Here is a 23,909-nt window from a genome sequence, read left to right as displayed (position 1 = left end):
TTTTGGCCCTGAAATCATCGATTACCGCAATGTCCAAGTTATTTTTTCAGGCAAAACATTTAACTATTACTCATTAATCCAATTTTGTTGAATCAGAAGGCAAGTACTCTACCGGGAAACAGGCATGCTCTCCTTCCCCAATAGCCATAAAAAAGACCATGGCGCTATCCTTATCCAGCTTCAATAGGCTCTCAAACTCTTCATCATAAAAAGCGCCGGCTATAAACACGTCTTGTTTTAGGGAATGAGCGTAGAGAAATATATTCTCAGATAAATGACCCGCTTCAAGGTAAGCCATCCGATAGATACGAGAATGACGATACTTGGACCAGAACCGATTAAATTTGCAGACAAAGCAAATATTAACTGCGGCACCCTCGGCATAGGGCTGACCGACAAGCAAGCGGCGGACCTTATCATGGCTAACAGCATCGCCGACTTTGGTTAATCCATGATCAATCGGATTATAGAGGTAAATACCAGGATCAATCCCCTGTACCGAGTGCACTATCAGGTATATATCTGTAGCTTGTAAGGCGCCGCCAGCAGGGCTGCTGCGAAAATATCCAAAATAATTTATTTTGTTTGAGTGGGCCTTATAAAACTTTTCAACAAACGGAGAAGTACGAAATTTTACACAATGAAAAAGTATTTTTTCCAAAAGCTCACGTTTTAAAGTGGTACCCGGTACAAATTTTCGTGAAGAAAACCGGGTCCCAAACACAGACTCCAACTGATTGGTGGTAGGAAAGCTATTCAGTCGAATATCCACTTCTGGATAATTGTACTTGCCTTTAGCCTTTTCCGGCACCTGTCTACAGTAGTCAACATACTGTCCTACCCAAGATACCCTGGGATCTTCACTAGCCCCTTCTTTGCCCTCAGTCGAGGGCGGTAACGAAAGCTTGGTGCCATAATGGTAAAACCAGGATAGTACATCCCAACCCCATTGTTTCCGAGCTAAATCACCACTGATGAAGGCTCCATTACTTTGAAGGAAATCTGCTGCCTTAGTTTCTCCTGTCTGCACATCGGAATAAAATTTATCCAGAATATTTATGAGGGTTTCTTTATCCAAAGCCCACTGATCGTGATGAACAACATCCCACAAGATGACTTCATTTTCACTGAAATAGAGAAAGAAATTATCTAATAAAGCAGCGCCTTTCATCATCGCTTAACCATCATTATTTACTAAAAGTGGTAAAAAAACTAGAAAGGCAGAATCGCTAAATTCTTGATTTGTCTGTATTAGCCCTGAGTGAGACGTCCCTCATTTTCAAGGGCCATCTCACTTTTTGTGAAAAACTACCTTCTATTAACAGGTAGTGTAGACTGTGACACAAACTCCCAGAGCATAGGGTGTTGCGTCTTCTATATATACCCTTTTCATGATAAATCCCTCCATTCAAACTACTTTAAATTACTCCTCCACTTGAGTACTAGTATAAGATGCACACATTTCCTAGATCGAATTGATATATGAGAGCTAATAAAATACTCAATTGCGCCTAAACTGAGTACGCTGATATGAAATTAAAATTTTTCAGAAAGGTGCGGACACGTCCCTGTGTCCGCGTGACTGGGTGGCAATCAGGTTAGAAGCTATAAGTCAGCCCCATATAGGCTCGTCGCCCTGAATATGAGGAGCCCCAAACCCTGTTTTCCTCACCCCAATATCTATCCACTTTCTCTTCGGTAAGGTTGATTATTGAGGCGGTCAACGTCAGGTTATCCATCAAGCGATAAGATGCATTAACATCCAACTGATCGTATTCATCAGTGAAAGTGTTCATGCCATTGTGGAATCCGTCTGCATAGTCACTGCGATAATTGTAAGAAGCGCGAATGCTAAAGTCGGTATTTTCATAGTAGAGGGACAGGTTGTACTGGTCCTTCGAAGTGCCGGCAATTTCTGTTTTGGTTTTGATACCTTCAGAGTCAATCTCAGCTAGCTCCGTATCTGTGAAGGTATAGTTTGCATAGACTCCAAAGCCATTATCAAAGGCATACTGAACAAACAGCTCTACACCTTGCGCGGTAGCATCAGTGCCATTTACCGGCATAGACATAGACACTGTCCGGGTAACACCATCGATATCCCTTGTCACCATGGAACTACCGTTGATTACAAACGAAGCAATATCCTTTCTGAACAAGGTCAGTCCTGCAGCAGAGGCATCATCAAAATACCACTCCAGACCCAAATCAAACTGATCAGCTTTATAAGGCTCCAATTCAGAATTGCCCGCATACCCCTGACTGACTGTTGAGCCGGGCAAAGGAGCGTGGATCACTTCAGAACCACCGAGATTATCGTATTCCACTCTCGCTACGACTCTAGCGAGAGCTGCGCGCATAACCAGTTCATCGGAGATATCCCAAGCGATATTAGCACTAGGTAAAATATCAGTATTGCTGCTGTCACGAATATTGGGTTCGTCCTGTAAGACCCCATCAATATTGTCGTAGGTGCTCGCAAACTGCTTGGTCTGGACTGCTCGAATGCCAAAGTTTCCGCGCAGGACTGCCGAGGCAAAATTCTGCTGTACATAAGCAGCCGTAATTTCCTCACCAACACGGTAAACCTGATTTTTCTCAACGATTACCGTAGGGTCACCATAGGTTGCGTATAGAAACTCTTTTAACTTATCAAACTCCAGATAAACGAAATTTGGCACATTCACACCGCCAATAATATTATCGACAGGGCCGTTTGAAAGGATATCGATCGTGTCGGGCACGCCATCGGGGTCAGTGTGGAATGAATCGCTTGGCCACCAAGGGTAACAAGCTCCATCAACATCACCCCAGTTAATCTTTGGACAAGGGGGATTATCATCATCCCAGGATTGTTTGGTGATGCGGCGGTTTATCTCGTGGTCCCGATACTTAACCCCAACATCCAGGGAGGTAAACCAGGCATAATCCATATCGATGGAAACGTCCAGCTGGTAGTAACTCTCCTCGTCCTCGCTACTGGTCCAATGGGATGAGAACCAGTCATATAAAGGATAAGTATTGGGATCTCCCAGATCTGCACTGGTATCAATTTCAGCAGTACCACTGCTGAGATCCCAGCTCCAATCGGTTGCAGTGCCATAACGGGAATTGACTGATGCAAACAATTTCTCGGAGGGGCCGCCCTCTGCACTGGTATTACCGACTACCAACCGAGCACTATACCCATCTCCCTCGTAACTGATATTGAAATCCAGCGTATCCGAAACATATTCCGTTCGAGTGTAGTCACCAGCTACCTGTGGAGACTGTAACTCTGCCTGGCCCCGATCGAGCATACCAATGCCGAGAAGAGTATCACCATCTTCATCAAACTTGAGACTGCCCGGGGCTATTGCATCCCCGTAGTTCCACTCAGGAAATACGATACGATAATTCTCTGAGTTGCCGCCTAGCTCAAAGCGGAAATAATTGACACCAAATTCCAGCTGTTCTACCGGACGCCATTGAGCACTTAGCTGCATGCCATCCCGGGTCCGCTCCTCTTCAAAGACACTACCGACAACGGCTCGCGGCGCATAGAAATCCCGGTATTCATTACCGTCGATATCCACCATCGGCCCCCTGGCCTCTACGCCAGCCTGGGGGGACTCATCTCCCTGCCAACCCCAGTTTTCTACCGAGGTGCTAATTACCCGGTTCTGACGATCCTGCTTTGAGTATCCAAACAATACGCCAAAGGTTTCCTGATCATTTTTCCATGAGTAAAAACCGGTGTACTGAGGTTCGTACTCCCCAGTAACATCAGCATAAGTACTCTCAATGGATAACATGCCCTCCCCGGAATCCAGGTCCAGTGGCTTGCGGGTGTGTAAAATTACAGTACCACCTATCCCGCCTTCATCCAGTTTTGCTTCTGGACTTTTATACACATCCGCTCGGGAGATCATCGCTGAAGGTAGCAATGCGTAGGGAAATGATCGGGATGGATCATCGCCGGGAGTGGCTATATAGTTCCCATTTAGCTGGGTAAAAGTGAGCTCAGGTGCAGTTCCTCGGATACTTACCTCGGCACCCTCGCCGCCGCTTCGAACGATGGATACTCCCGGAACCCTCTGCAAAGAGTCTGCAACATTCTTATCGGGGAATTTACCCATATCTTCAGCGGTGATTGAGTCTACCACCGCATTGGAAAAACGCTTTACATCGAGATTTTTCTCCATGCTCCGGCGAATACCCAATACCTCTACTTCCTCTAGCACCAGACTCTCTGTATCAGATTCACTGGTGCTCTGGGCATTTGCCATACCAACAACACTGCACAACACTAGAACACTTACAGACGTCCTCAATAGATCTAGCTGGCGATTTGTATTTAAGGGTATCTCTCTCATTGCTCAAATTTCTCTTTTATTATTTTTTTCTAGCTTTCCGTTCACCCTAAAAGCCCGACATATCATTTGCCGGGCCACCGGAATATGCCCTACTCTTATCGATCCAATTCTGTCTCGATATTTTTATATGTGCGTATAGCGCTAAAGCAAAAAGCGTCTTTAGCTATCCAAGCCAAGTCGCTTGAGGACTTCAGGGGGTGCTCCAGGGAAACTCGCCATTGGTCGGTTACCCATATAACCGATATCCGCCATACCTTCCTCGGTGGTATAGAAAGCGGTGGACACGAGAACTCGAACTTTGGCAAAGAAACGAGCACCAGCCTGGAACTCTGGCTTCGCCGTGCGAGTCCACTTGATATCCTCACAGATGGCTACTTTTTGAGGTTCATTCAGATCGACAAAGGAACCTCCAAATCTGCGCTTGGACTCACCCTCCAGCCAAACAACCCCTCCCCGAATCGTGACAAGATCTGCCTTGTTATTGGAATATGGGGCGCTGACATATTCGTTGATGTAGTGATGGGCCCCTACTGAAGAGGCACTCGGAGAAGTTTCATCCGCGGGAATAATGACGTCGCAAAGTGCTGCCAATACCGCTAACTCACCCATTTCAAGCTGCATCTCCCAAGGCACAACGGGATTAAGGAGATCCGGATCTGTCGGCGTGCCCCTGGCCAGAGTCTGCTTCGGGGCATCCAGGTTCTTTACTACCGGTTCAGCCGCGGGCACCTCCTCTTTCACTACAACTTTTTGCGCTACTTTCTCAGAACAGCCAATGACTGGAACTGCAGCAGCGGTGGTAGCAATCAAACGCAGGGCGTTGCGCCGACCCAGATTGGTTTTTTCCTCGCTCATATCAGATATTCCTCTTCTTGAACTGGTCCACGATGTAGTCGCAGGTGCGCCAGGCCAGCGCCATAATGGTCAGGGTTGGATTCTTATCAGCATTGGAAACAAAGGGTGCGCCGTCAGTAAGGAAGAGATTCGGTACTTCCCAGGACTGGCAGTATGGATTGAGCACGGAATCATTCGGATTTGAGCCCATGCGCGCGGTGCCGACTTCGTGAATAATCGCACCGCCGTTGATAATTGCCTTGGCACCGTCGGTTTGCACGGTAGAGGTGACCTTACCGCCCATATCCTCAATGATTTCAGCAAAGGTTTTGTGCATGTGAGCGGCCTGGTTCAATTCCTGGTCACTCCATTTCCAATGGAACTTCAACACCGGGATGCCCCACTGATCTACCTGGTCCTTATCAATTTCACAGTAGCTGTCCTCGTTGGGAATCATTTCCCCGCGACCGTCAAACCACACAAAGGAGCCGTAGTAACGCCGGCATGCTTCCTTCAAGTCTTTGCCATAAGCACCACTGGTAAAATCACCCATACCGCCGAAAGCACCTGCGCCCGGCATACTGCGACCACCGCCGAATTCAATGTGGTAGCCACGGGCGAAATCCAGGTCACCACGCAATTGTTCCTTGTACAACCACCAGGGCATATACATGTGCATCGCCGATGCGCCGTCCTCGTTGTGGGCAGGCATACTTTCCAAAGCGGGAATCTGCCCGCCGATACCAGCTCCCACTGTATCCATCAGATATTTCCCTACGGCACCGCTGCCATTGGCGATACCATCGGGGAATAAAGTGCTTTTGGAATTAAGGAGAATGCGCGAAGTTTCAGCCGCACTGGCTGCAACAATCACAGCGCGGGCACTGGCAAATCTTTCCTGACGGGTATCTTTATCAATATAAATAACCCCGTTTGCCTTACCTTTTTTATCAACGGTAACTTCACGCACCATGGCATCAGTAATGATATCCAGATTGCCCGTCGCTAATGCCGGTGGCAGTAGTACAGTCGTGGACTGGAAATTCGCCTTAATTGAGCAACCGCGCCCACAGGGCGTGGCCCAAAAACAGGCTGCGCGAGATTTCATTGATTCCCGAGTGACGTCCTGGGCCAATTTATTGTCCGGGAATAATTTCTGCGGAATATTTTCGTGATCTAGACGCTCACTGAGAATAGCCAGGTGAGAGGGAATTACAGGGATCCCCAGCCTATCGCACGCTTTTTTGGCCAGAAGTTCATAGGCACGGGGCTTCGGGGGTGGCAGCAGCACTCCTTCGGAGGAGTCAGGAGTGTTTTCTAACCCCTCGTTAGTGCCATAGACACCAATGAGCATCTCGGTTTTATCGTAGTAGGGAGCGAGATCGTTGTAACTGATCGGCCAATCAAAACCGAGCCCATCCCTTGAGTAGGGTTTAAAATCATACTCACCCATTCGCAGGGAAATCCTTCCCCAATGGTTCGTACGGCCACCTAGCATACGGGCACGCCACCAGTCAAAACGGCGGCCTCTTTCCCTGGAGCCCTGAGTGTAGGGTTCGCCGGGTACCTGCCAACCTCCGTCAACCGTTGCATCATAGAAACCGAACGGCTTTTCCGGTGTGCTCCCCCCACGCAAAGGCGCATCTTTTGGGAGGTTAAACATTGGGGTTTCCTTAACCGGGTCATAGGATCTCCCCGCCTCCAGCAGTAGAACCTTTAGCCCTGCAGTGGCTAGTACATAGGCAGCCATACCGCCGCCAGCACCAGACCCAACAATCAGTGCGTCATACTCTTTCTTCTCGAAGTCATCATTCGGCATCGCCTCTCTCCTACTTCATCAATTATTTTTGTTTTATTCGTTTAATTTTAAATAACTTACAAGATAAACCTGTAACCGGTTACATTTTTTGCCAAAATTTTTTACTTATCCGTTACATCTAATGTCTAACTTATGTTTTTTAACCAAAAAGATTAATTTTTATAAACATTTTTAACGAACCTAGAAATCCCTAAATATTTTGATCAAAAAACATAAGTAACCGGTTACATTTTAACCAAATAATTATTACTTATTCACTATGTAGTTCACCCTGTCGCGACAAGCGCAGCAAAAGCTCTTTCGTTGCATTGATTCCCCAGTCTTCATCGCCGGCGCCTTCATACTCAATCCCAATATGCCCCTTGTAACCCGCCTTTCGAATTATCCGCAGCATCCGGGCAAAATCCGTATTGGTCTCATTTCCCTGCTTATCAAATGAAAAGCTCTTTGCACTGATTCCGCGGGCAAAGGGCATCAACTGCTCTACTCCCAAGTAGCGGTCGTAGTCACCAAAGTTTCCAAAGTCTGGCAAGCTTCCACAGTTCGGCATATCCACTGACTGTAATAACTGGGATAACCAAAGTCCGCTTGAGGAATAGCCACCGTGGTTCTCCACCACAATATTGATGTCGAAATCCAAGGCAAACTCTGAGAGAGCTCGCAGCCCATCTCTACAAGCAGAGCTGACCTCCCTGCTACTGCCCTGTCCGCCAGCATTTACCCTGATAGAGTGGCAACCCAAATATTTAGCCGCTTCAACCCACTGGAAATGATTTTCTACCGCTTGTTGTCTTTCGCTAGCATTTGGGTTGCCAAGATCACCTTCTGCATCAACCATAATCAAAAGGCTTTTAACCCCGTGATCTATTGCACGCGATTTCAACGCTGAAAGAAAACTCTGATCCTTGGCCTTATCGGCAAAAAACTGATTGACATACTCTACCGCGTCAATTGCAAATGCCTTTCTTGCCTTAATAGGGAAATCCAATACCTTGAGAGCGCCACTTCGCAATTGCCGATGCAGGGACCATTGAGCCAGGGAAATTTTCACAGGGCCACCCGGGGTATTGGTAATGATTCGCCCACTATTGCCAAACAAGGGGGCGGTAAAAGCAGCTGCAGCCAAGCCGGCACCAACCTGTAGCAAAGCTCTACGCTTCATTCCCGCTCCCCAGCTTGGAGTAGATTGCCAGACAAGTTACCTGGGGAATCTTCTCTAGTGCCATCCTTATCGCTTTGATGCAATGAGCGGCGGAAACCACTAATCGCTCCTCCAAGGTCTTCTCCCAGACGGCGGATCTTGCCACTACCAAATAGTAGAACCGCTAACACAAGAACAATAAGTACCTGCCAAATACCCACGCCTGAAATACCCATGATTTACAGCTCCCGAATTCTGATATTGCGGTACCACACTTTGTCGCCGTGGTCTTGTAAAGCAATAAAGCCACTCTCACTACGGGCAAAATCGGGGTAAGAGGAAAACTTACTGTTGGCAAGACGTGTATCCCAATCTTCAGACCAAAGTTCATAACTGACAATCATGCTTCCATTCAGCCAATGTTCAACCCGACCATTCTCCACTCGAATACGCGTTTTATTGAATTCTCCCGCCGGCTTTACCTCATCTTCGCTGGGTGCATACAAGTCGAAGACTGATCCCGCGCTGTGGCTCAGTTTTTCCAGTTCGGGAAAAGCACTGTTATCAAGTACTTGGTATTCCATACCTGACATCCAGACTGGTGCATTGCCACCAGCTACCCGATAAATAATGCCGCTGTTGCCGCCTTCAGATATCTTCCATTCCAGTTCCAGCTCAAAATCAGAAAACTTCTCTGCAGTGACGATATCCCCCGCTCCACCAGCAGTGAGCACCAGGTTGCCATCAACGACCTGCCAAGCCTCTCCTACATGAGAGCCATTGGCACCGGTCCAACCCTGCAACGTTTTACCGTCGAATAAATGCCTCCAGTCCTTATCCGCTTGTATACCGGACTTTTCCGGCATCCGTTCACAACCCCCTAGTGTGACTAGTAGTACTGCAGAGGCCAGTAAAGACGTGCAAAATTTTGTCCCAGTGAATTTTTTCATCGTTGTTATCTCCACATGCATTGGTGTTTATCTAATCAATTTGCCGCGATGGTTTTACATCCGCACTTTATTAATCCTGATAGCGGGCCGTACTTCCCCTTGCCACTAAATCAAAGGGCAAAATAGTTCGGCTCGCTTTTAACTGTTTTCCATCAATAATGCGGCGCAAGGTTTCCATCGCATATCTGCCCAGCTTCTCTGCGGGCTGGTCAATTGTTGTCAGGGGCGGGTCCGTAAATTGCGAAAACTCAATATTATCGAAGCCCGCCACCGACACATCCGCAGGCACCTGCAAACCCATTTCCTTCGCTTGATGAACAGCGCCAATAGCCATTTCATCATTCATACAAAAAATGGCAGTAGGCGCAGAGGCTAAAGAGAGCAGTTTTTTTGCACCCTTCGCACCAGACGGCATAGTGAATTCTCCGTTTACAACCAGGTCAGAATTCAACTCGAGACCGTGCCGTTGCATCTCCTCCTCAAAACCGGCCAGGCGATCACGCACAATCGGACTATTAAGCGGGCCGGTCACTATGCCGATCCGGCGGTGACCCAGCTCAATCAAATGGCGAGCCATGGCTTGCGCCGCGCCGGAGTTATCCAGTTCAACAACCGGATAGCGGTCGTCTTCAGCAATGCGCTCACACGCATTTACCATTGGAATCGACGCTGCTAAAGCTGCATCTTTCTCTGCAAATGGATAGCGGCTATCCAGTTGAATAAGCCCATCTGCCTGATTCGTCAGCGCCATTCCCGCATAGAACTGCTCATGAGCTGGTTCGCCCTTGGTATCTCCCAGTAAAACGGAGTAACCCTGGTCTTGAGCTGCCTTTTCTATCCCTCGGATGACTTTGGAAAAAAATGGATTGGCGATATTTGGAACCAGAACCATCACTGCAAATGACTTACCGGAACTAAAGTTTCTCGCCAACATATTGGGCCGATAACCGGCCTCTTCCACCGCCTTCAGCACCCGCTCCCTGGTCCGCGGAGAAACCATTTGCGGGTCTTTCAGGGCTCTGGACACGGTCGCGACGGAAACACCGGAGCGACGTGCAACTTCGCGAATATTTGACATACTTTTCCGTTACTTTGTTGTTAGTAGTCGACTATTTTCGCACAAATGGAAAACGCCTACTGGTTGCCTACTGCAGTGACACCTTGCACTTTGCTCGCAGCCTGCCTACGATCCCAAATCCAGATAAACGCAAAAATCGGCAGCAAGATAAGGGGAACCATGGCCAGTGACTGGAATGATTCGATAGAGGCAGTTGCCAACACAGCATCCAGTTCATCGCCCGTTAACTTTTCAAAGGCCTCCAAACCACCGGCAGCCTCAATCTTGGCGCTGTCAAAAATTTCTCCAAGCTTCGGCAGAACAAACTGAATAGACATTCCCCCAGCAAACCCCAGCAACCCCAAAAACAGTGCGCCACCGCGTACAAAACGCTCGGATACCGTAGCGAGCATGGTAGGCCACATATAGCAGACACCGATGCCCCAAACTGTTGCCGCTAAGAATGCAGTTACCGTGGTTCTCGCCATTCCTAAGCAATAGAGGCCAACAGCTGCAAGTAAACTACTCAGCCACAAGAGTCCAATGGGAGAGAGTTTTTTGGCCAGCCTTCCGGCAAAGTGGCGCATTACAAACATCAACATGCTGACATAAACCAGAATGAGAATGCCCTTCATACCGACTACTCGAGAGAGCGTCAGGTCAACCCACTGCCCTGGAGCCAGCTCTGTTGCAGCGGTTAGCCACATACAGATCCATAGCACGATAAACATCGGCTGCCTGAAAACTTCTTTAAACATCTCGCCATAACTGATGCCAGAGGAAACCCGTTCAGTTACCGGGAATTCTGTTCTGGACACAAGCCACGCCATGACCACAGCCGGTAGGGCCAAAACAATCAGGTTCAACTGCCAGGGAAGTTCAAGCGCAGAAATGGCTAACCCAAGTAATCCGCCCACCACAATCCCGGCAGGCCACCAGGCATGTAGTACATTTAGCCGCTGAGTTTTATTTTCAGGATCAACCGCTGCAACCATTGGATTACTGGCGGCCTCCACTGCCCCCCAGCCCAAACCGGTAAGTAACAGCCCCGCAAGAACCAAGTTCTCAACGCCCTCCCCGGGGGTTACTAAGGATGCTGCAATAATAAGCAGACTGCCCAACACGTAGCCTATTGATGAGAGCATTAACATCCGTTTGATACCGACCAAGTCTACCAATGCGCTGCCAAATAGCAGGGTTAGGGCAAACCCTGTAAAGGTAAATCCAAGCGCTTCTCCAACCATTGCGGTGGAGTTGGCAAGATCAATATGATCATAAATGTCCGACTGTAAGTTGCCGGCGATCGAAGCCCTCACAGCAAAACCAAGACCAATCATAAAGATTGACAGATTTCCTACCAGGAAGACGTTCCTGTGCAAAGCCTTTGTCTGTGTACTCATCTATCCAGTCTCCGCATGATTTATTGTTATTCGTTGTTCACTGGGATTGGCAAAAACTAGTCCAGCCCTAAAATTCTACGATTTCGAGCGCGATCTGTTTCAGCACCGGCAAAATCATCAAAAGCTTTGTCAGCCACGGTTATCAGGTGCTCTCGAATAAATGGCGCACCCTCACTGGCCCCCTGCTGTTGATCCTTAATGCAACACTCCCATTCCAATACCGCCCAGCGATCGTAACCGTACTGGGTCAGTCGGCTAAAAATCCCACGAAAATCTACCTGACCATCCCCCAGGGAGCGAAAGCGACCGGGGCGGTCAATCCAGGGGGCGTAACCGCCGTATACTCCAGCCCTTCCACTCGGGTGAAACTCCGCATCTTTCACATGGAAAGCCTTGATTCGCTCGTGATAGATATCGATAAAGGCCAGGTAATCCATTTGCTGCAAAAGCAAATGGCTTGGGTCATACAAGATGTTGGCTCTAGGGTGATCTTCCACCTCGTAAAGAAACCGCTCGAAGGTCAAGCCATCATGCAGGTCTTCACCGGGGTGCAGCTCATAGCAGACATCGACCCCCGCGCTGTCAAACGCATCCAATATCGGACGCCACAAACGGGCCAGTTCGCGAAAACCTTCTTCAACCAACATCGCTGGGCGCTGGGGCCATGGATAAAAAGTGTGCCAGAGTAAAGCGCCGGAGAAAGTTGCATGAGATTTGAGCTTCAGGTTGGCACTGGCCCGAGCTGCAAGAACTAACTGATTGCTCGCCCACTCTGCACGGGCTTGCAAGTTTCCGCGTACTGCCTCTGGAGAAAAAATATCCAGCATTTCCTTATAGGCTGGGTGAGCTGCGACCAACTGCCCCTGCAAATGCGTAGACAATTCAGAAATCTGTACCCCAACCTCCTCACAGATTCCCAGTACATCATCACAGTAAGCTTGGCTTTTACTGGCCAGCTCAAGGTCGAAAATCCGCTTGTCCCAAGTGGGAACCTGGATGGCTTTGTACCCCAGGTCTGATGCCCAACGAGCCATAGATTCAAGCGAAGCTGGCTGTTCGCTCGATGGGAGAAACTGGGCGAGAAAAATTCCGGGCCCCTGAATTCTGGGTGCCTTCATTTATTGTTATCCTTTTTACTGCTGTACTTATTAATTCTGTAACCAACCCTTTCCAAGCGATTGGTTTGCACCTTTTGAGAAAACTCTTCAAAAGGTAACTGGCCGCAGGCCGACACCGGCACCTCCCTGTGCCGTACTAGCTGCCGGACGCCCACCCTGCCAGAGATACCTAAATTCTGTGAGGTTAGACCTAGCCACTCACTTCCAATAAGGCGCCAGGGAAACCCATGAGGATTTTGCGCGACTGCTCTCCAGCACACCGCGCACAAATGCCATTGCGCGAACACCTGCATCAATGTTGCCAACGGCAGGACTGTTCTTTGAAACTACCCCCTCGCGGCGGCCTCGGACTTGACCAGCAAAATCGCGATAGATATTGGCGAAGGCCTCTATATAGCCCTCCGGGTGCCCTTGAGGTGTCCGGCAGAAAGACCTGACGCCTCCATCCAGATACTCACAATCCGCACCGGCTTTCCAAATCGCCACAGGCTGCCCCCTGCGCTTTACTTGCAATTGGTTTGGGGCTTCCTGCTCCCAAAACAGCGAACCGTCTTCACAGTAAACGCCGATATTCAGGTTGTTCCCCTCTCCTCCACAGACTTGACTGGCTGTAAGTGTTCCTCGAGCGCCCTGATCTAATTTAAATAGCGCTGCACCGTCATCATCCAATGCTCTTTCATCAACTACCGCCTGCACGTCTGCGCAGACTTCAGAGATATGCTGGCCAGTAAAAAACTCCACCAGATGATGAGCATGGGTGCCTATATCCGCAAAGCAGCCACTTTCTCCCGAACGTGCAGGATCTGTTCGCCAACTCGCCTGCTTACTTCCCGTGGAATCACCGGCTAGTGCCAGCCACCCCTGCGGATAGGCAACGGTAACTCGCCGAATAGACCCCAACTCTCTCCTGCCCAGGATTGCTCTCGCTTGCATAACCAGAGGGTAAGCAGCATAAGTGTGGGTCAAACCATAAAGATGCCCGCTTTGCTCCACTTCCTTTTTAAGCTCAAGTGTTTCTTCCAAAGTGGAGGCGGCTGGCTTGTCGGAGAGGACATGGAATCCCGCCCGCAACGCAGCAATAGAAACGGGTAAATGGAGATGGTTGGGAGTTACTACAGATACAAATTCAACTCGATCATCAGCGCTGCGACGGGATTCCTCTTGGAACATCTGTTGATAGCTTTGGTAAATCCGGTCCGGGTGTAGCCCCAGCTTTTCACCAGTTTTACGACTGCGTTCGGAATCGCCACTAAAGCAGCCGGCGACTAGCTCTATCTCACCGTCGAGAGCTGCTGCCATCCGATGGATTGCACCAATAAAAGCACCCTCTCCACCACCAACCATGCCCATTCTTATTTTTTTAACCAAACCCCATCCCCTCGGGCCACTCAAAGAACCAGCTGAATAAACAGCCTATTTATTTTTATTTCCGTGTTTTGTAAGCGGACACGCTGTTTCCAGATCGCGGTTTTCGTAGCACTCCACCGTTTGAAACAGAATGTAACCGGTTACATTTCAATTTAAGATACAGAAAAAAAATGTCTTTGCAAGCGAAATACGTTGTTAATATCGCCTTGTTGGACTCATAGACTGATGGCTCGACGCTGAAATACTAAGCAAATCACCTGATTGGCAGGCCCATTTTCTGGACAAACTCAGCCCAAGAGTGCCACTCCAATTCATCGCTTTGCCATTTATTACAAATAGTTTGATGACCAACTGACTGCGACAGCAAGCTACCTATCGCTTCAGATTGAGGATGCCGAGGCTTAGCTTTTGAGCGAACCCATTTCCCGGCCTCCTTTGCAGCTTCCACGGCGAGACCCCAGTGATTCGGCCAAACCGCCAAGAAATTGGCTATATCAAAGCTGTGGATATGGTATGGACGCGGATAGTTTAACTGCACAAGAGCATCCCCATCCGGCCCTGGAGCGTCAGTTTTCCAACCTGCGTAAACACCCCAATGACAGCCGGCTGCCCAATCCTCAAACCCGGTCATACAATTTGCCAATCTATCCAGGGTATCCCGGATTAACGCCCTCTCTATGGGCGGGGCCACCCTCATGTCAACCACACCAGAGCGAAACCTGGGGTGCTCTGGATTGAGGGTGAGTATCCAAAGTCCCTCTCCACTTTCCAGCGGGTGATATGCCACTACCATGTCCATCAGGAAGGCTGAGATTGGAGGGGTATTAGCACCCTTAGCCAGCAACATATGTAGGGGCCGAACAACTTGGCTATCCCGCACTCCTTGAGCTGGCACTCCAAGACTTTCGAGTATTGCTGCATTGCCCGCCCCACATGCTGAGAGAACCAACTGGGGTTTTATTTGGTGGGAACTACCACCGATATCGGCAGAGACCTCAGTCACGCCACCACTATCTTTGTCGAATTTTCGGATACTCCCTTTCACCAACTTCTCGCTAACAGGAGCACTAAAACGACGATAGGCTTCAGCGCCGTCAAACATAAGGTCATCAGCAAATCGAAAGCACTGATGCGATGGCAAGCTAGTTGTTACCAGTGGAGCTGGTATCGGCACCTCTTCCACTGGAATACCCGCCGCAATCCAGTTGGGCTCGACAATATCTAAAAATTCTCGGGGAAGCGCGGCATAGAAATCTGTTATGTGGCTATCAACACCATCGCTCTCCAGTTGTGTGCGCCAAAACTGTGCGGCCTTTAAGTAAGCCTTTGCCGCACTTGGGTGTGCCGCATTCCAGCCTGAGGAGAAATAGCCATGAAAGTGTAACGACTCGGCATCGTCTAACCCCTGGTCTATTGCCAGCACAGAAAAATCTGTTGATAGCTCTCGCAACAATGAAATCGCTTGAATTCCGCCCCCTAATACCAGGACGTCTACATCTACCGTTTTAGCCATGGTCAGCCTCAAACAAACCCTATCTATCACCACTTAGCAAAGGCTGGCCTTCTGTCAACTTCTAGGACCTCAGCTCATTCACCTAGGTGACACTTTTTTGAAATTCAGATTAAACACAGAACTTGGTTAATCCGTTCCAGTTATATCCCCGTAAAGAGATTGTCGCTTAGCTATGAAGCTGGCGGCCTAAAAAACTGCGAACACAAGGAGCAAGGAAATGAAGAGCTTATTGAGAGGTATAGGAATTGTACTGTTTGCACTCAGTACCCAGGCCGTTCTGGCAGATGATGAACTGGAAACGGTTCCCTATGTCGATGTGAATCAGTATCTCGGCAAGTGGTATGAGATTGCCCGGCTACCGCAAATTTTCCAGCCGGCTTGTACTGCAGTAACAGCGGACTACGGCCTCAATGATGATGGATCTATCAGCGTTTTCAATTTTTGTCGAATCTTACACCCAAAATATGGGTTCCCGATCAGTGTTCAGGGCACTGGAGTCCCCATTGATGAGACCAACAGTAAACTCGCTATCACCTTCTTTGAGGGTAAAGCTGCCGGCGACTACTGGATACTAGAGCTAGATCCTGGCTATCAGTGGTCACTCGTTGGTGATCCAGACCGCTCCAGCCTCTACCTGTTAAGCCGCACTCCCCAGCTGGATGAAGCTATTACAGACTATCTACTAGACCTGGCAGTTACAAAGCATGGTTACAACATTGACCACATCATCATGACCCGCCAGCTTACTGAGTAAATAAGAAAGCGGGTGTCACACTTCTGGCACCCGCCACTTAACAAACTACATTAATTCTTCATTAATTCTTTATAATCAATAGGTTAAATCATTATATTAATGTATTTTCTTATATCTTTGTGTGCTTTATGTTCGCCAGAGCATTCCCGTTAGCTAGCAACCCATATCAGTTATAGTTACCACTCCATTTAATAGAGCACCCCATACTTGGCAGCTGCTTTTCCGGCCCTGCCTCAGTCTCTGCGATCAACTTCATTGCATTGACAAGCTCTCTGGTTCGGCCTGCCGGGATTCCCATTCCCGCATCATCGATTCGGCCTCGATATTGGAGCTCTCCATCCTTATTCAGCCCGAAGAAGTCTGGTGTACATACCGCCTGGTAAGCTCTCCCTACGGACTGATCTTCATCAACCAAATAGGGGAAAGTAAACCCATGGTCTCGGGCAAACTTCGCCATATAAGGAGGACTGTCAATCTGGTAATCGCGATAATCGTTTGACATAACGGCCAGAACATTAATGCCCAGCCCTTGTAGTTCTCGCACATCCTCAGCTAAACGATTTGCAATCGCCTGAACATAGGGGCAGTGATTGCAGATAAATGCAATCAACAGCCCCTTGCTTCCCAGATGGTCCGACATTCGAAAGCTCTTGCCGTCAGGGTCTTTCAAGGTAAAGTCCGGGGCTTTCCATCCGAAATCACATACTGGTGTATCTAGTAACATTGCCCGATCCTCTCTGGGGTTCTAAGTTAGCTTTCGATCTCAAGTATGCTCTTGGCAAAGGGAGCGTAAATTTTTGCGACCTCTTGAGCCATCTCATCTGGATAAACAAAAAAATCACCCGTTGTTAGTGGCTTCATAATGCCATCGAATACGATGCTCGCTGGAGGGGCTCCCTCTCCCATGCCTGCGGAGTCGGCCATATCCGTCTTGATTGGACCAGCAATAACACTGATAACTTGAGTCCCCTGCTCGACCCAGGCCTCCCTCAAACCCTGAGTTACTGCATAGGCAGCCGCCTTTGAGCCGGAGTAACCAGTAAATGGGAGAAAATTTTTGATGGATGCCAGTGAGTTCATTTGGACAAAGACACCCCCACCATTAGATTTCAAAACAGGGCCAAACGCTTTGGCCAGGTTTATCAGTGGGTAAACATTGCCCTCCATTTGATACTTGAAGCTCTCCACAGCATCATCGTCCAAGGGTGTCGATAGCTTCACTACGCCCGCATTAGAGACAACCAGATTGACATCACCGGCAACCTTTACAGCGCTTTGAATGGTTTCTTCACGTGAAAGATCAAATTCAATGGGGACGACCCTTTCGCCATATTTTTGGACGAGCTGCCGTACCGAGGCTAGATCGCGAACAGCGGTATACACTTTGACCGCGCCCGCATCCAACAGTCCCTCTGTAATGGCCTTGCCGATCCCCCGATTTGCCCCTGTGATTAATGCAGTGATATTGCTAGCTTGAAGAGTCATTTCGTATACCTCAGTTACTTAAGTCGAATAAATTCAAATTTCAATTCGCAACACAGTTGCGGGCTCCGCTATGAATTGTTGATGGCCACCCCAAGTCTCCTCAGTGAGGGCTGGATGGCCAATCAAGCCCAGGGCAGAAATCAGGCCACTGCCTCTCCTTCGGGAGTCCACTCATTAACTGCAAAGGCACTATCCAGGACGGTCTCGGCAATGTGATTTGTATAATTCGACATGACTTTTAAAGCGGTACCTAGAACCACTTCCAGTACGCTCTGCTGCGTGTAGCCAGCAGCAAGGAAAGCGCTAACTTGTTCCTCCGTCGGCCAGCCACGGCTTTCATTCACTACCGCAGAAAATGTACGTAATGCCTCAAGCTTTTCATCTGCAATCGGTGTGTTACTACGCAATGCTTCAATAATTTCCGTTTCAACACCGGCCATTTGGGAAATGGATGTGTGAGCAGCCATACAGTAACGGCACCCGTTCAGGCGGTTGTTTGTCATTAAGATGATTTGGCGCTCTGTCTCGGAAAGATTGGTTTTATCGAAAATTCCCGCCAAGGTCGTATAACCCTCAAGTAATGCGGGGGCCTCTGACATAGTTGCGAATAGATTGGGCACAAAGCCCATCGATTTCTTCGCGCCTGCAAGAAGAGGCTGAGCAGCAACAGGAGCGGATTCAATCGTGTGAGTCTTGAAAGTAGCCATCATATTTCCTAACTAGATAGTTTCACTTGTTTGTAGCGATCGGTCCAAACCTGGTTAAAAAATAAGGGGAGACACCCCTGTAAACTGTATGTACCGATTGCTACAAACAATGCTAATGAGTTTGTACCGATCGGTAAAGATTATTTATATAACTATTTGCTATGCATTAATGCCTACTGAGAATGAACAGAAAAAATATGAAGCCCTATCCAATGCAAAAATTGACAGGAAGGATTAATGGAGGTCAGGAGAGGGAAATCACAGTGCAGCCCTGGCAACCGAGAGGACGGCGCCAAGACCCTACGAAGAGCTTTCAACGCCAGAAGAAAGATCAGGTCAACGCAGCAAGTCTAATGCCTGTACCTTAATTCTGGAGAGGCTTTCCTTATTAAAAACTCCACGTGCCAACACTCGCAAGCCGACTAAAAGAGTCAGTAAACTATTGGCGCAGACTTCCGGGTCTACTCGATCAGATATCACACCTTTCTCTATCCCCAGGCGAACCTGCCTTGCAAAAAATGACTCAGTATCCCGCAAGCCCTTTTTTACAGCATCCCCAATATCGCTATCCAGGTTAGGCATATCGAGTGCCGTATTAACCAAAAAGCAGCCCTTCTTTTCCGGATCTGCAAGGCTTTGTTCAATTAGGGAGTCGAAAAGCTGACTGATAGCGCCGATAGGATCTTCCAACGACTCAAGCCGGGCCATTACGTCGCGCCGCTGCTCTCTCTCATACTTGAGTAAACTCAGGGTAAAAAGCTGCTTCTTACTGCCGAAGGCGTTATAAAAGCTCCCTTTAGTCAGCCCAGTAGCTTTGAGCAGGTCGGCCAGAGAAGTCGCTTCAAAGCCTTTTTTCCAAAAGGCTTCCGTCGCTTTATCGACTGCGCTATCGACATCGAAACTTTTCTCCCAAGGCATAAGCACCTCACCTCAAACAAATCTACTGGCCATGTTACCACTGTTTGGACCAAGTGGTAAAAACACGATTCGCAGATACTGGCACTCGCCCGATATTCGCCTATTGCTCCGAAATCAAAACATCATTTTTGCGGTCACAGTGATTATTGGAGCAACACTTCTAGCCGAGGAGCGCTCACTCGAATTAATAAAGTGGTAACTGGTGCAACTTCATGACCTTAAAAGCCTTCAAAGTCATCAAAGTGGTTCTGACCTATTAGTCAAAGTGCTTATTTTTAACGCTTTTTTACAGTTGCAGTTACACAATAGTTATGATGACCATACATACTCAAGCCTTCAAAACGAGAAAAAATGCCTCAATTTCACACTCAATAGGAAAGCTATTTTGCTAAATACAGTGTTAAAGAAAAAGATCCATCTCTGATTAGAGGTATTTCATGCCCTTTGGAGCTTTCAGCCTTTATACTTGTCCTAAGCTATAGGTCGCCGAGCCATAAGGGCCGGACGCCTATGAAGTAGGACGTATAAAGAGACTCCCTATGCTTACCAATCGGATCGCCGCTTTCTTTTCCGGCTTCTTGGTCATTGGCCTTCTTTCCACAAGTGTTCTGGCAGAGCCAGAGCGAATAGCCCCCGAAGAGGGTCAAGGTGGTACTGCACAAGAGATAGTCAGCAAACTTGAAATGCTGCACTACAACAAAATCAAAATCGGCGACGAAATGTCCGAGAACTTGTGGAACGAGTATATCGATGCACTCGACCCCACTAAAAGTTACTTCCTCGCCTCTGATATCGACGAATTCCGCGCGTGGGAAGCGGAGATGGATGACCAGCTTCGCGCTGGTGATGTCACCGCTGGGTTCAGTATCTATAACCGTTTCCGCCTGCGTATGGGCGACCGGCTAGATAACATCCTGTCCCAACTAGAGAAAGGCCTGCCCGCCTATGACTTTTCTCGGGAAGAGACCCTTGAGCTGGATCGGGAGGAAAGCCAGTGGCCCAACTCGATCAGCGCTGCAGATGAGCTTTGGCGTAAGCGCTTAAAGAGCAGCATCCTGAATCTGCGCCTTACCGGTAAAACCGATGAGGAAATCCAAGACCTTCTTGTGCGCCGTTACAAAGGCCAAAAGAAGCGTCTCGAGCAGCAGAAGAGCGACGACGTATTTGAGCTCTATATGAACTCACTGACTCGTCTCTACGATCCACACAGCAACTACCTGTCACCGCGCTCATTGGAAAACTTTAATATGAGCATGTCCCTCTCCTTGGAGGGTATCGGTGCTGTGCTGCAGGCAGACGAGGAATACACCAAAGTTGCTCGCCTGGTACACGGTGGTCCAGCCGACCGCACTGGCAAGATCAAGCCCAATGATAAAATCGTGGGTGTTGGCCAGGATAAAGAAGGCGAAATGGTCGATGTAGTGGGCTGGCGCCTGGATGATGTTGTCGACTTGATTCGCGGCAAGGCCGGTACCTATGTTCGCCTGGAGACCATCCCCACTGGTGGTGACGGGACTCACAAGACTATCTTGATCAAGCGCAGCAAAGTGAAGCTCGAAGATCAGGCGGCCAAGAAGGCAGTATTTGAATTCTCTGACGGCAGCAAGAATTACAAGATCGGTGTGATTAACCTGCCAACCTTCTATATCGACTTCGATGCCTATCGCCGCAGAGACCCCAACTATAAGAGCACCACGCGAGACGTTGCCCGTCTGCTGAGTGAACTTAAAGAGGAGAAGGTTGACGGTATTATTCTGGATCTTCGCAACAATGGCGGTGGTTCACTGCAAGAAGCCACCATGCTCACAGACCTGTTTATTGATCAGGGCCCTGTTGTGCAGATCCGCCATGCCAATGAGCAGATTTCCCGCCACAACCGCTCGCGCTCCCGCGCCATGTATCGCGGGCCGCTGATGGTATTGATTAATCGCTTGTCGGCCTCTGCATCCGAGATCTTTGCCGGTGCAATCCAGGATTACAACCGAGGCCTGGTAGTGGGCAACCAATCCTTTGGTAAGGGTACTGTGCAAACTATGGCTCCCCTGAAGGAAGGCCAGTTGAAAATTACCCAGTCCAAGTTCTACCGGGTTTCCGGAGACAGCACACAGCATGCGGGTGTGAAGCCGGACATAGATATGCCACAGTTGATTGATGCCGAAAATGTGGGGGAGAGTGCTTACGATACTGCCCTGCCCTGGGACCGTATCCACGCTGTGCCTCATGCGAAGTATTTCAACTTGAAGATGCTGATCCCGAACTTGATTACCAAGCACAACAAGCGCACGGAAACAGATCCAGATTTTGTTTTCCTGCGCGATCAGTTCAAGTTCGACGCCGAGCGGGCTGACAAGAAGTATGTCTCTCTCAACGAATCAACCAGAGAGAATGAGCGCAAGTCCGTTAATCAGCGATTGCTGGATATGGAAAACCGTCGCCGCAAAGCTAAAGGCCTTGAACCCTACGAGAACTTTGAGGCATACGAAGAAAGCGAATCTGAAGAGGTGGCTAACATTGGTGGTCCTGTAGAGATCAAGTTGGAAAAAGATCCAATTTTGAATGAAGCGGGCTATATAATGGCGGACTTTATCGGCCTGGCCGATAAGGCCAGCAAGGCCCCGCCCCAAGTTGCCAACTTCTAAATACTGATAGGCACTGGGCGCGGCGTGCGCCCGGTCCGCGAACTAACTCTTAGGTCGGGCTAGCCCGACCTTTTTTATTTTGGGGGAAGAGATGAAGGTTGTTTCCTTTAACGTCAATAGTATTCGCACTCGCCTGCACCAGATGCAGGCCTTGGTAGACAACCATCAGCCCGATATCATCGGCCTACAGGAAACCAAAGTCACCGACGAAGACTTTCCAGTAGATGCGATAAAAGACCTGGGCTATGAGCTGATTTATTTTGGCCAAAAAACACACTACGGCGTTGCCCTGCTCTCACGCCTACCTTTTATTGATCGCGAATACGGTTTCCCAACTGATGCCAGCGACGCCCAGCGCCGTATGGTTGCCGGCAAGTTTGATATCGGCGGTCCTGAGCCCCTCACGGTTATTAATGGCTATTTCCCGCAAGGTGAAAATCGCGAGCACCCGGTTAAATTTCCGGCAAAGCAAAAGTATTACGCCGACCTGGATACCTACCTGCAAACCACGTGTAAGCCGGAAGCGCCTGTATTGGTTATCGGCGATATGAATATTTCACCCAGCGACCAGGATATTGGTATTGGTGAACCCAATCGTAAGCGCTGGCTGCGCGATGGCAAATGCAGCTTCCTTCCAGAAGAGCGCGAGTGGCTTCAAAAAATTGAAGGCTGGGGGCTCACCGACACTTTCCGCGCACAAAACCCAGAAACAGACGATGTATTCAGCTGGTTCGACTACCGCAGTCGTGGGTTCGATCGCGAGCCCAGACGCGGCCTGCGTATCGACTTGATCCTAGCCACCAACCCTCTTCTGGAAAAATGTGTCGGGACTGGCGTGGACTACGATATTCGGGCTATGGAACGCCCATCAGACCACGCGCCTGTATGGGCCGAGTTTAAGCTATAAGCACAGGTTACAGCCCGCTGGTTCAGTGGGCTATTTTTAAGACTATGAATATATGGTTTTCCATATATAATTGTTAAAAAGCCAAATGGAGCCCTCCAATGAAAAGGCGTGTTCTGTTTGTTTGCGCCGGGGACTCTGCCCGCTCACTGATGGCTGAGGCACTGTTGCGGCATTTTGGAGGCAATTCATACGAAGCCGTTGGCGCCGGCACCAATGTCCACACAGTGGACCCACGCGCTCTGCAAGCGCTGGAGCGACTGGGGGTTTCAACAGAGGGACTCATTCCCAAAGTTGTAGAAGATGTAGCCGACCAACCTTTTGACCTGGTCATCACACTTTGCGACAAAAGCCGGGAAGAATACGTACCCTCCCCAAAAGTTGACAAGATGATTGCCTGGAATTTTAAGGAACCGACAAAGCGACACTGCTTCTGCCCTTTTTACACCACGGCACGTGAATTGAGCACTCGCATCAAACTACTGGTCTTGGCCCAAGCCGAGGCGGATTTACGAAAAAGAGCGGCATGAACCCAGTACAGTTTTACAAATGCCTGGCCGATGATACGCGGCTCCGCACATTGCTCCTTATTGCTCACGAGGAAGAGCTTTGCGTATGCGAGCTAACGGCAGCCCTCGAATTGAGCCAGCCGAAAATTTCCAGGCACCTCGCCTTGCTGAGAAGTTCAGACCTGCTCCAAGACCGCCGCCAGGGGCAGTGGGTGTTTTACCGAATCAACCCGGACTTAAATGCCTGGGCAAAGTCTGTACTGTTCGATACCTTGCAGGCGAACCAGCACTTTATTACCGAAGACCTCAACAACCTGATTCAAATGGGAGACCGGCCAGAGCGCACAAGTCTGTGCTGCTGATACCGCCTTCCGACCTAAGATTTAAACTATCCAGATATATATGATTTTTCATATGTGCCTGGCAGAAATGGAGCGA

21 protein-coding genes are annotated in these 23,909 nt (G+C 49.0%); 5 read left to right on the top strand and 16 right to left on the bottom strand.

The genetic code is table 11. The features are described 5' to 3' along the window. Window positions 1-73: 73 nt before the first annotated feature. The 12 genes from ACYX4J_RS10070 to ACYX4J_RS10015 form a co-directional block, all read right to left on the bottom strand. Entirely contained in the window at window positions 74-1,174 is a 1,101-nt protein-coding gene (locus ACYX4J_RS10070) for a SagB/ThcOx family dehydrogenase (RefSeq protein WP_476178502.1), read from the bottom strand. 424 nt (window positions 1,175-1,598) lie between these two features. Next, the gene (locus ACYX4J_RS10065; RefSeq protein ID WP_476178501.1) at window positions 1,599-4,268 is read right to left on the bottom strand and encodes a TonB-dependent receptor; all 2,670 of its coding nucleotides are present in this window, start codon (window positions 4,266-4,268) and stop codon (window positions 1,599-1,601) included. Between the two features lie 246 nt (window positions 4,269-4,514). Further along, window positions 4,515-5,210 carry a gluconate 2-dehydrogenase subunit 3 family protein gene (locus tag ACYX4J_RS10060; protein ID WP_476178500.1) on the bottom strand — a complete coding sequence of 232 codons (696 nt, stop codon included), beginning with the start codon at window positions 5,208-5,210 and terminating at the stop codon, window positions 4,515-4,517. Between the two features lies 1 nt (window position 5,211). After that, window positions 5,212-7,008 (bottom strand): GMC family oxidoreductase, encoded by a 1,797-nt coding sequence (locus ACYX4J_RS10055; RefSeq protein WP_476178499.1) that lies wholly within the window; start codon window positions 7,006-7,008, stop codon window positions 5,212-5,214. Between the two features lie 250 nt (window positions 7,009-7,258). Next, complete coding sequence (locus ACYX4J_RS10050; RefSeq protein ID WP_476178498.1) at window positions 7,259-8,170, bottom strand: sugar phosphate isomerase/epimerase family protein; 912 nt, start codon at window positions 8,168-8,170, stop codon at window positions 7,259-7,261. Continuing rightward, entirely contained in the window at window positions 8,167-8,385 is a 219-nt protein-coding gene (locus ACYX4J_RS10045) for a twin-arginine translocase TatA/TatE family subunit (protein WP_108733294.1), read from the bottom strand. Before ACYX4J_RS10045 ends, ACYX4J_RS10050 begins: the two co-directional genes overlap by 4 nt. Before the next feature lie 3 nt (window positions 8,386-8,388). Beyond that, entirely contained in the window at window positions 8,389-9,099 is a 711-nt protein-coding gene (locus tag ACYX4J_RS10040; protein WP_444908363.1) for a 3-keto-disaccharide hydrolase, read from the bottom strand. A gap of 70 nt (window positions 9,100-9,169) precedes the next feature. Next, complete coding sequence (locus ACYX4J_RS10035; RefSeq protein WP_444908364.1) at window positions 9,170-10,177, bottom strand: LacI family DNA-binding transcriptional regulator; 1,008 nt, start codon at window positions 10,175-10,177, stop codon at window positions 9,170-9,172. Window positions 10,178-10,233: 56 nt separating this feature from the next. After that, window positions 10,234-11,556 carry an MFS transporter gene (locus ACYX4J_RS10030; protein WP_476178497.1) on the bottom strand — a complete coding sequence of 441 codons (1,323 nt, stop codon included), beginning with the start codon at window positions 11,554-11,556 and terminating at the stop codon, window positions 10,234-10,236. Between the two features lie 56 nt (window positions 11,557-11,612). Next, on the bottom strand, window positions 11,613-12,674 hold the full coding sequence (locus ACYX4J_RS10025; protein WP_444908366.1) for a sugar phosphate isomerase/epimerase family protein: 1,062 nt from the start codon (window positions 12,672-12,674) through the stop codon (window positions 11,613-11,615). Between the two features lie 198 nt (window positions 12,675-12,872). Next, a complete protein-coding gene (locus tag ACYX4J_RS10020; RefSeq protein WP_475710158.1) occupies window positions 12,873-14,042 on the bottom strand; it encodes a Gfo/Idh/MocA family protein in 1,170 nt (389 codons plus the stop codon). A 253-nt stretch (window positions 14,043-14,295) separates the two neighbouring features. Next, entirely contained in the window at window positions 14,296-15,555 is a 1,260-nt protein-coding gene (locus ACYX4J_RS10015; RefSeq protein ID WP_476178496.1) for an FAD-dependent oxidoreductase, read from the bottom strand. A gap of 217 nt (window positions 15,556-15,772) precedes the next feature. On the opposite strand from ACYX4J_RS10015, the gene ACYX4J_RS10010 reads away from it, so the two are divergent. Further along, window positions 15,773-16,309: a lipocalin family protein gene (locus ACYX4J_RS10010; protein WP_413665728.1), complete on the top strand. Its 537-nt coding sequence runs from the start codon at window positions 15,773-15,775 to the stop codon at window positions 16,307-16,309. A gap of 166 nt (window positions 16,310-16,475) precedes the next feature. Here ACYX4J_RS10010 and ACYX4J_RS10005 read toward each other — a convergent pair whose 3' ends face one another. The 4 genes from ACYX4J_RS10005 to ACYX4J_RS09990 form a co-directional block, all read right to left on the bottom strand. Further along, window positions 16,476-17,033, bottom strand: a complete 558-nt coding sequence (locus ACYX4J_RS10005; RefSeq protein ID WP_475710156.1) for a thioredoxin family protein — start codon at window positions 17,031-17,033, stop codon at window positions 16,476-16,478. 26 nt (window positions 17,034-17,059) lie between these two features. Then, on the bottom strand, window positions 17,060-17,794 hold the full coding sequence (locus ACYX4J_RS10000) for an SDR family oxidoreductase (protein WP_476178495.1): 735 nt from the start codon (window positions 17,792-17,794) through the stop codon (window positions 17,060-17,062). A 140-nt stretch (window positions 17,795-17,934) separates the two neighbouring features. Continuing rightward, a complete protein-coding gene (locus ACYX4J_RS09995; RefSeq protein WP_475710155.1) occupies window positions 17,935-18,501 on the bottom strand; it encodes a carboxymuconolactone decarboxylase family protein in 567 nt (188 codons plus the stop codon). Between the two features lie 336 nt (window positions 18,502-18,837). After that, a complete protein-coding gene (locus ACYX4J_RS09990) occupies window positions 18,838-19,419 on the bottom strand; it encodes a TetR/AcrR family transcriptional regulator (protein ID WP_413665724.1) in 582 nt (193 codons plus the stop codon). A gap of 539 nt (window positions 19,420-19,958) precedes the next feature. On the opposite strand from ACYX4J_RS09990, the gene ACYX4J_RS09985 reads away from it, so the two are divergent. From ACYX4J_RS09985 to ACYX4J_RS09970, 4 genes are all read left to right on the top strand, one after another. Then, window positions 19,959-22,058, top strand: coding sequence for a carboxy terminal-processing peptidase (locus ACYX4J_RS09985; RefSeq protein WP_476178494.1), 2,100 nt, complete (start codon window positions 19,959-19,961; stop codon window positions 22,056-22,058). A gap of 91 nt (window positions 22,059-22,149) precedes the next feature. Beyond that, a complete protein-coding gene (gene xthA, locus ACYX4J_RS09980; protein WP_413665722.1) occupies window positions 22,150-22,965 on the top strand; it encodes an exodeoxyribonuclease III in 816 nt (271 codons plus the stop codon). Between the two features lie 98 nt (window positions 22,966-23,063). After that, the gene (locus tag ACYX4J_RS09975) at window positions 23,064-23,492 is read left to right on the top strand and encodes an arsenate reductase ArsC (protein ID WP_444908373.1); all 429 of its coding nucleotides are present in this window, start codon (window positions 23,064-23,066) and stop codon (window positions 23,490-23,492) included. Continuing rightward, window positions 23,489-23,833 (top strand): metalloregulator ArsR/SmtB family transcription factor, encoded by a 345-nt coding sequence (locus ACYX4J_RS09970; protein WP_282932732.1) that lies wholly within the window; start codon window positions 23,489-23,491, stop codon window positions 23,831-23,833. Before ACYX4J_RS09975 ends, ACYX4J_RS09970 begins: the two co-directional genes overlap by 4 nt. Window positions 23,834-23,909 lie beyond the last annotated feature (76 nt).

The sequence above is a fragment of the Microbulbifer sp. ABM4_008 genome, from assembly GCF_056311705.1.
This window is presented reverse-complemented; position numbering and strand designations above follow the sequence as displayed.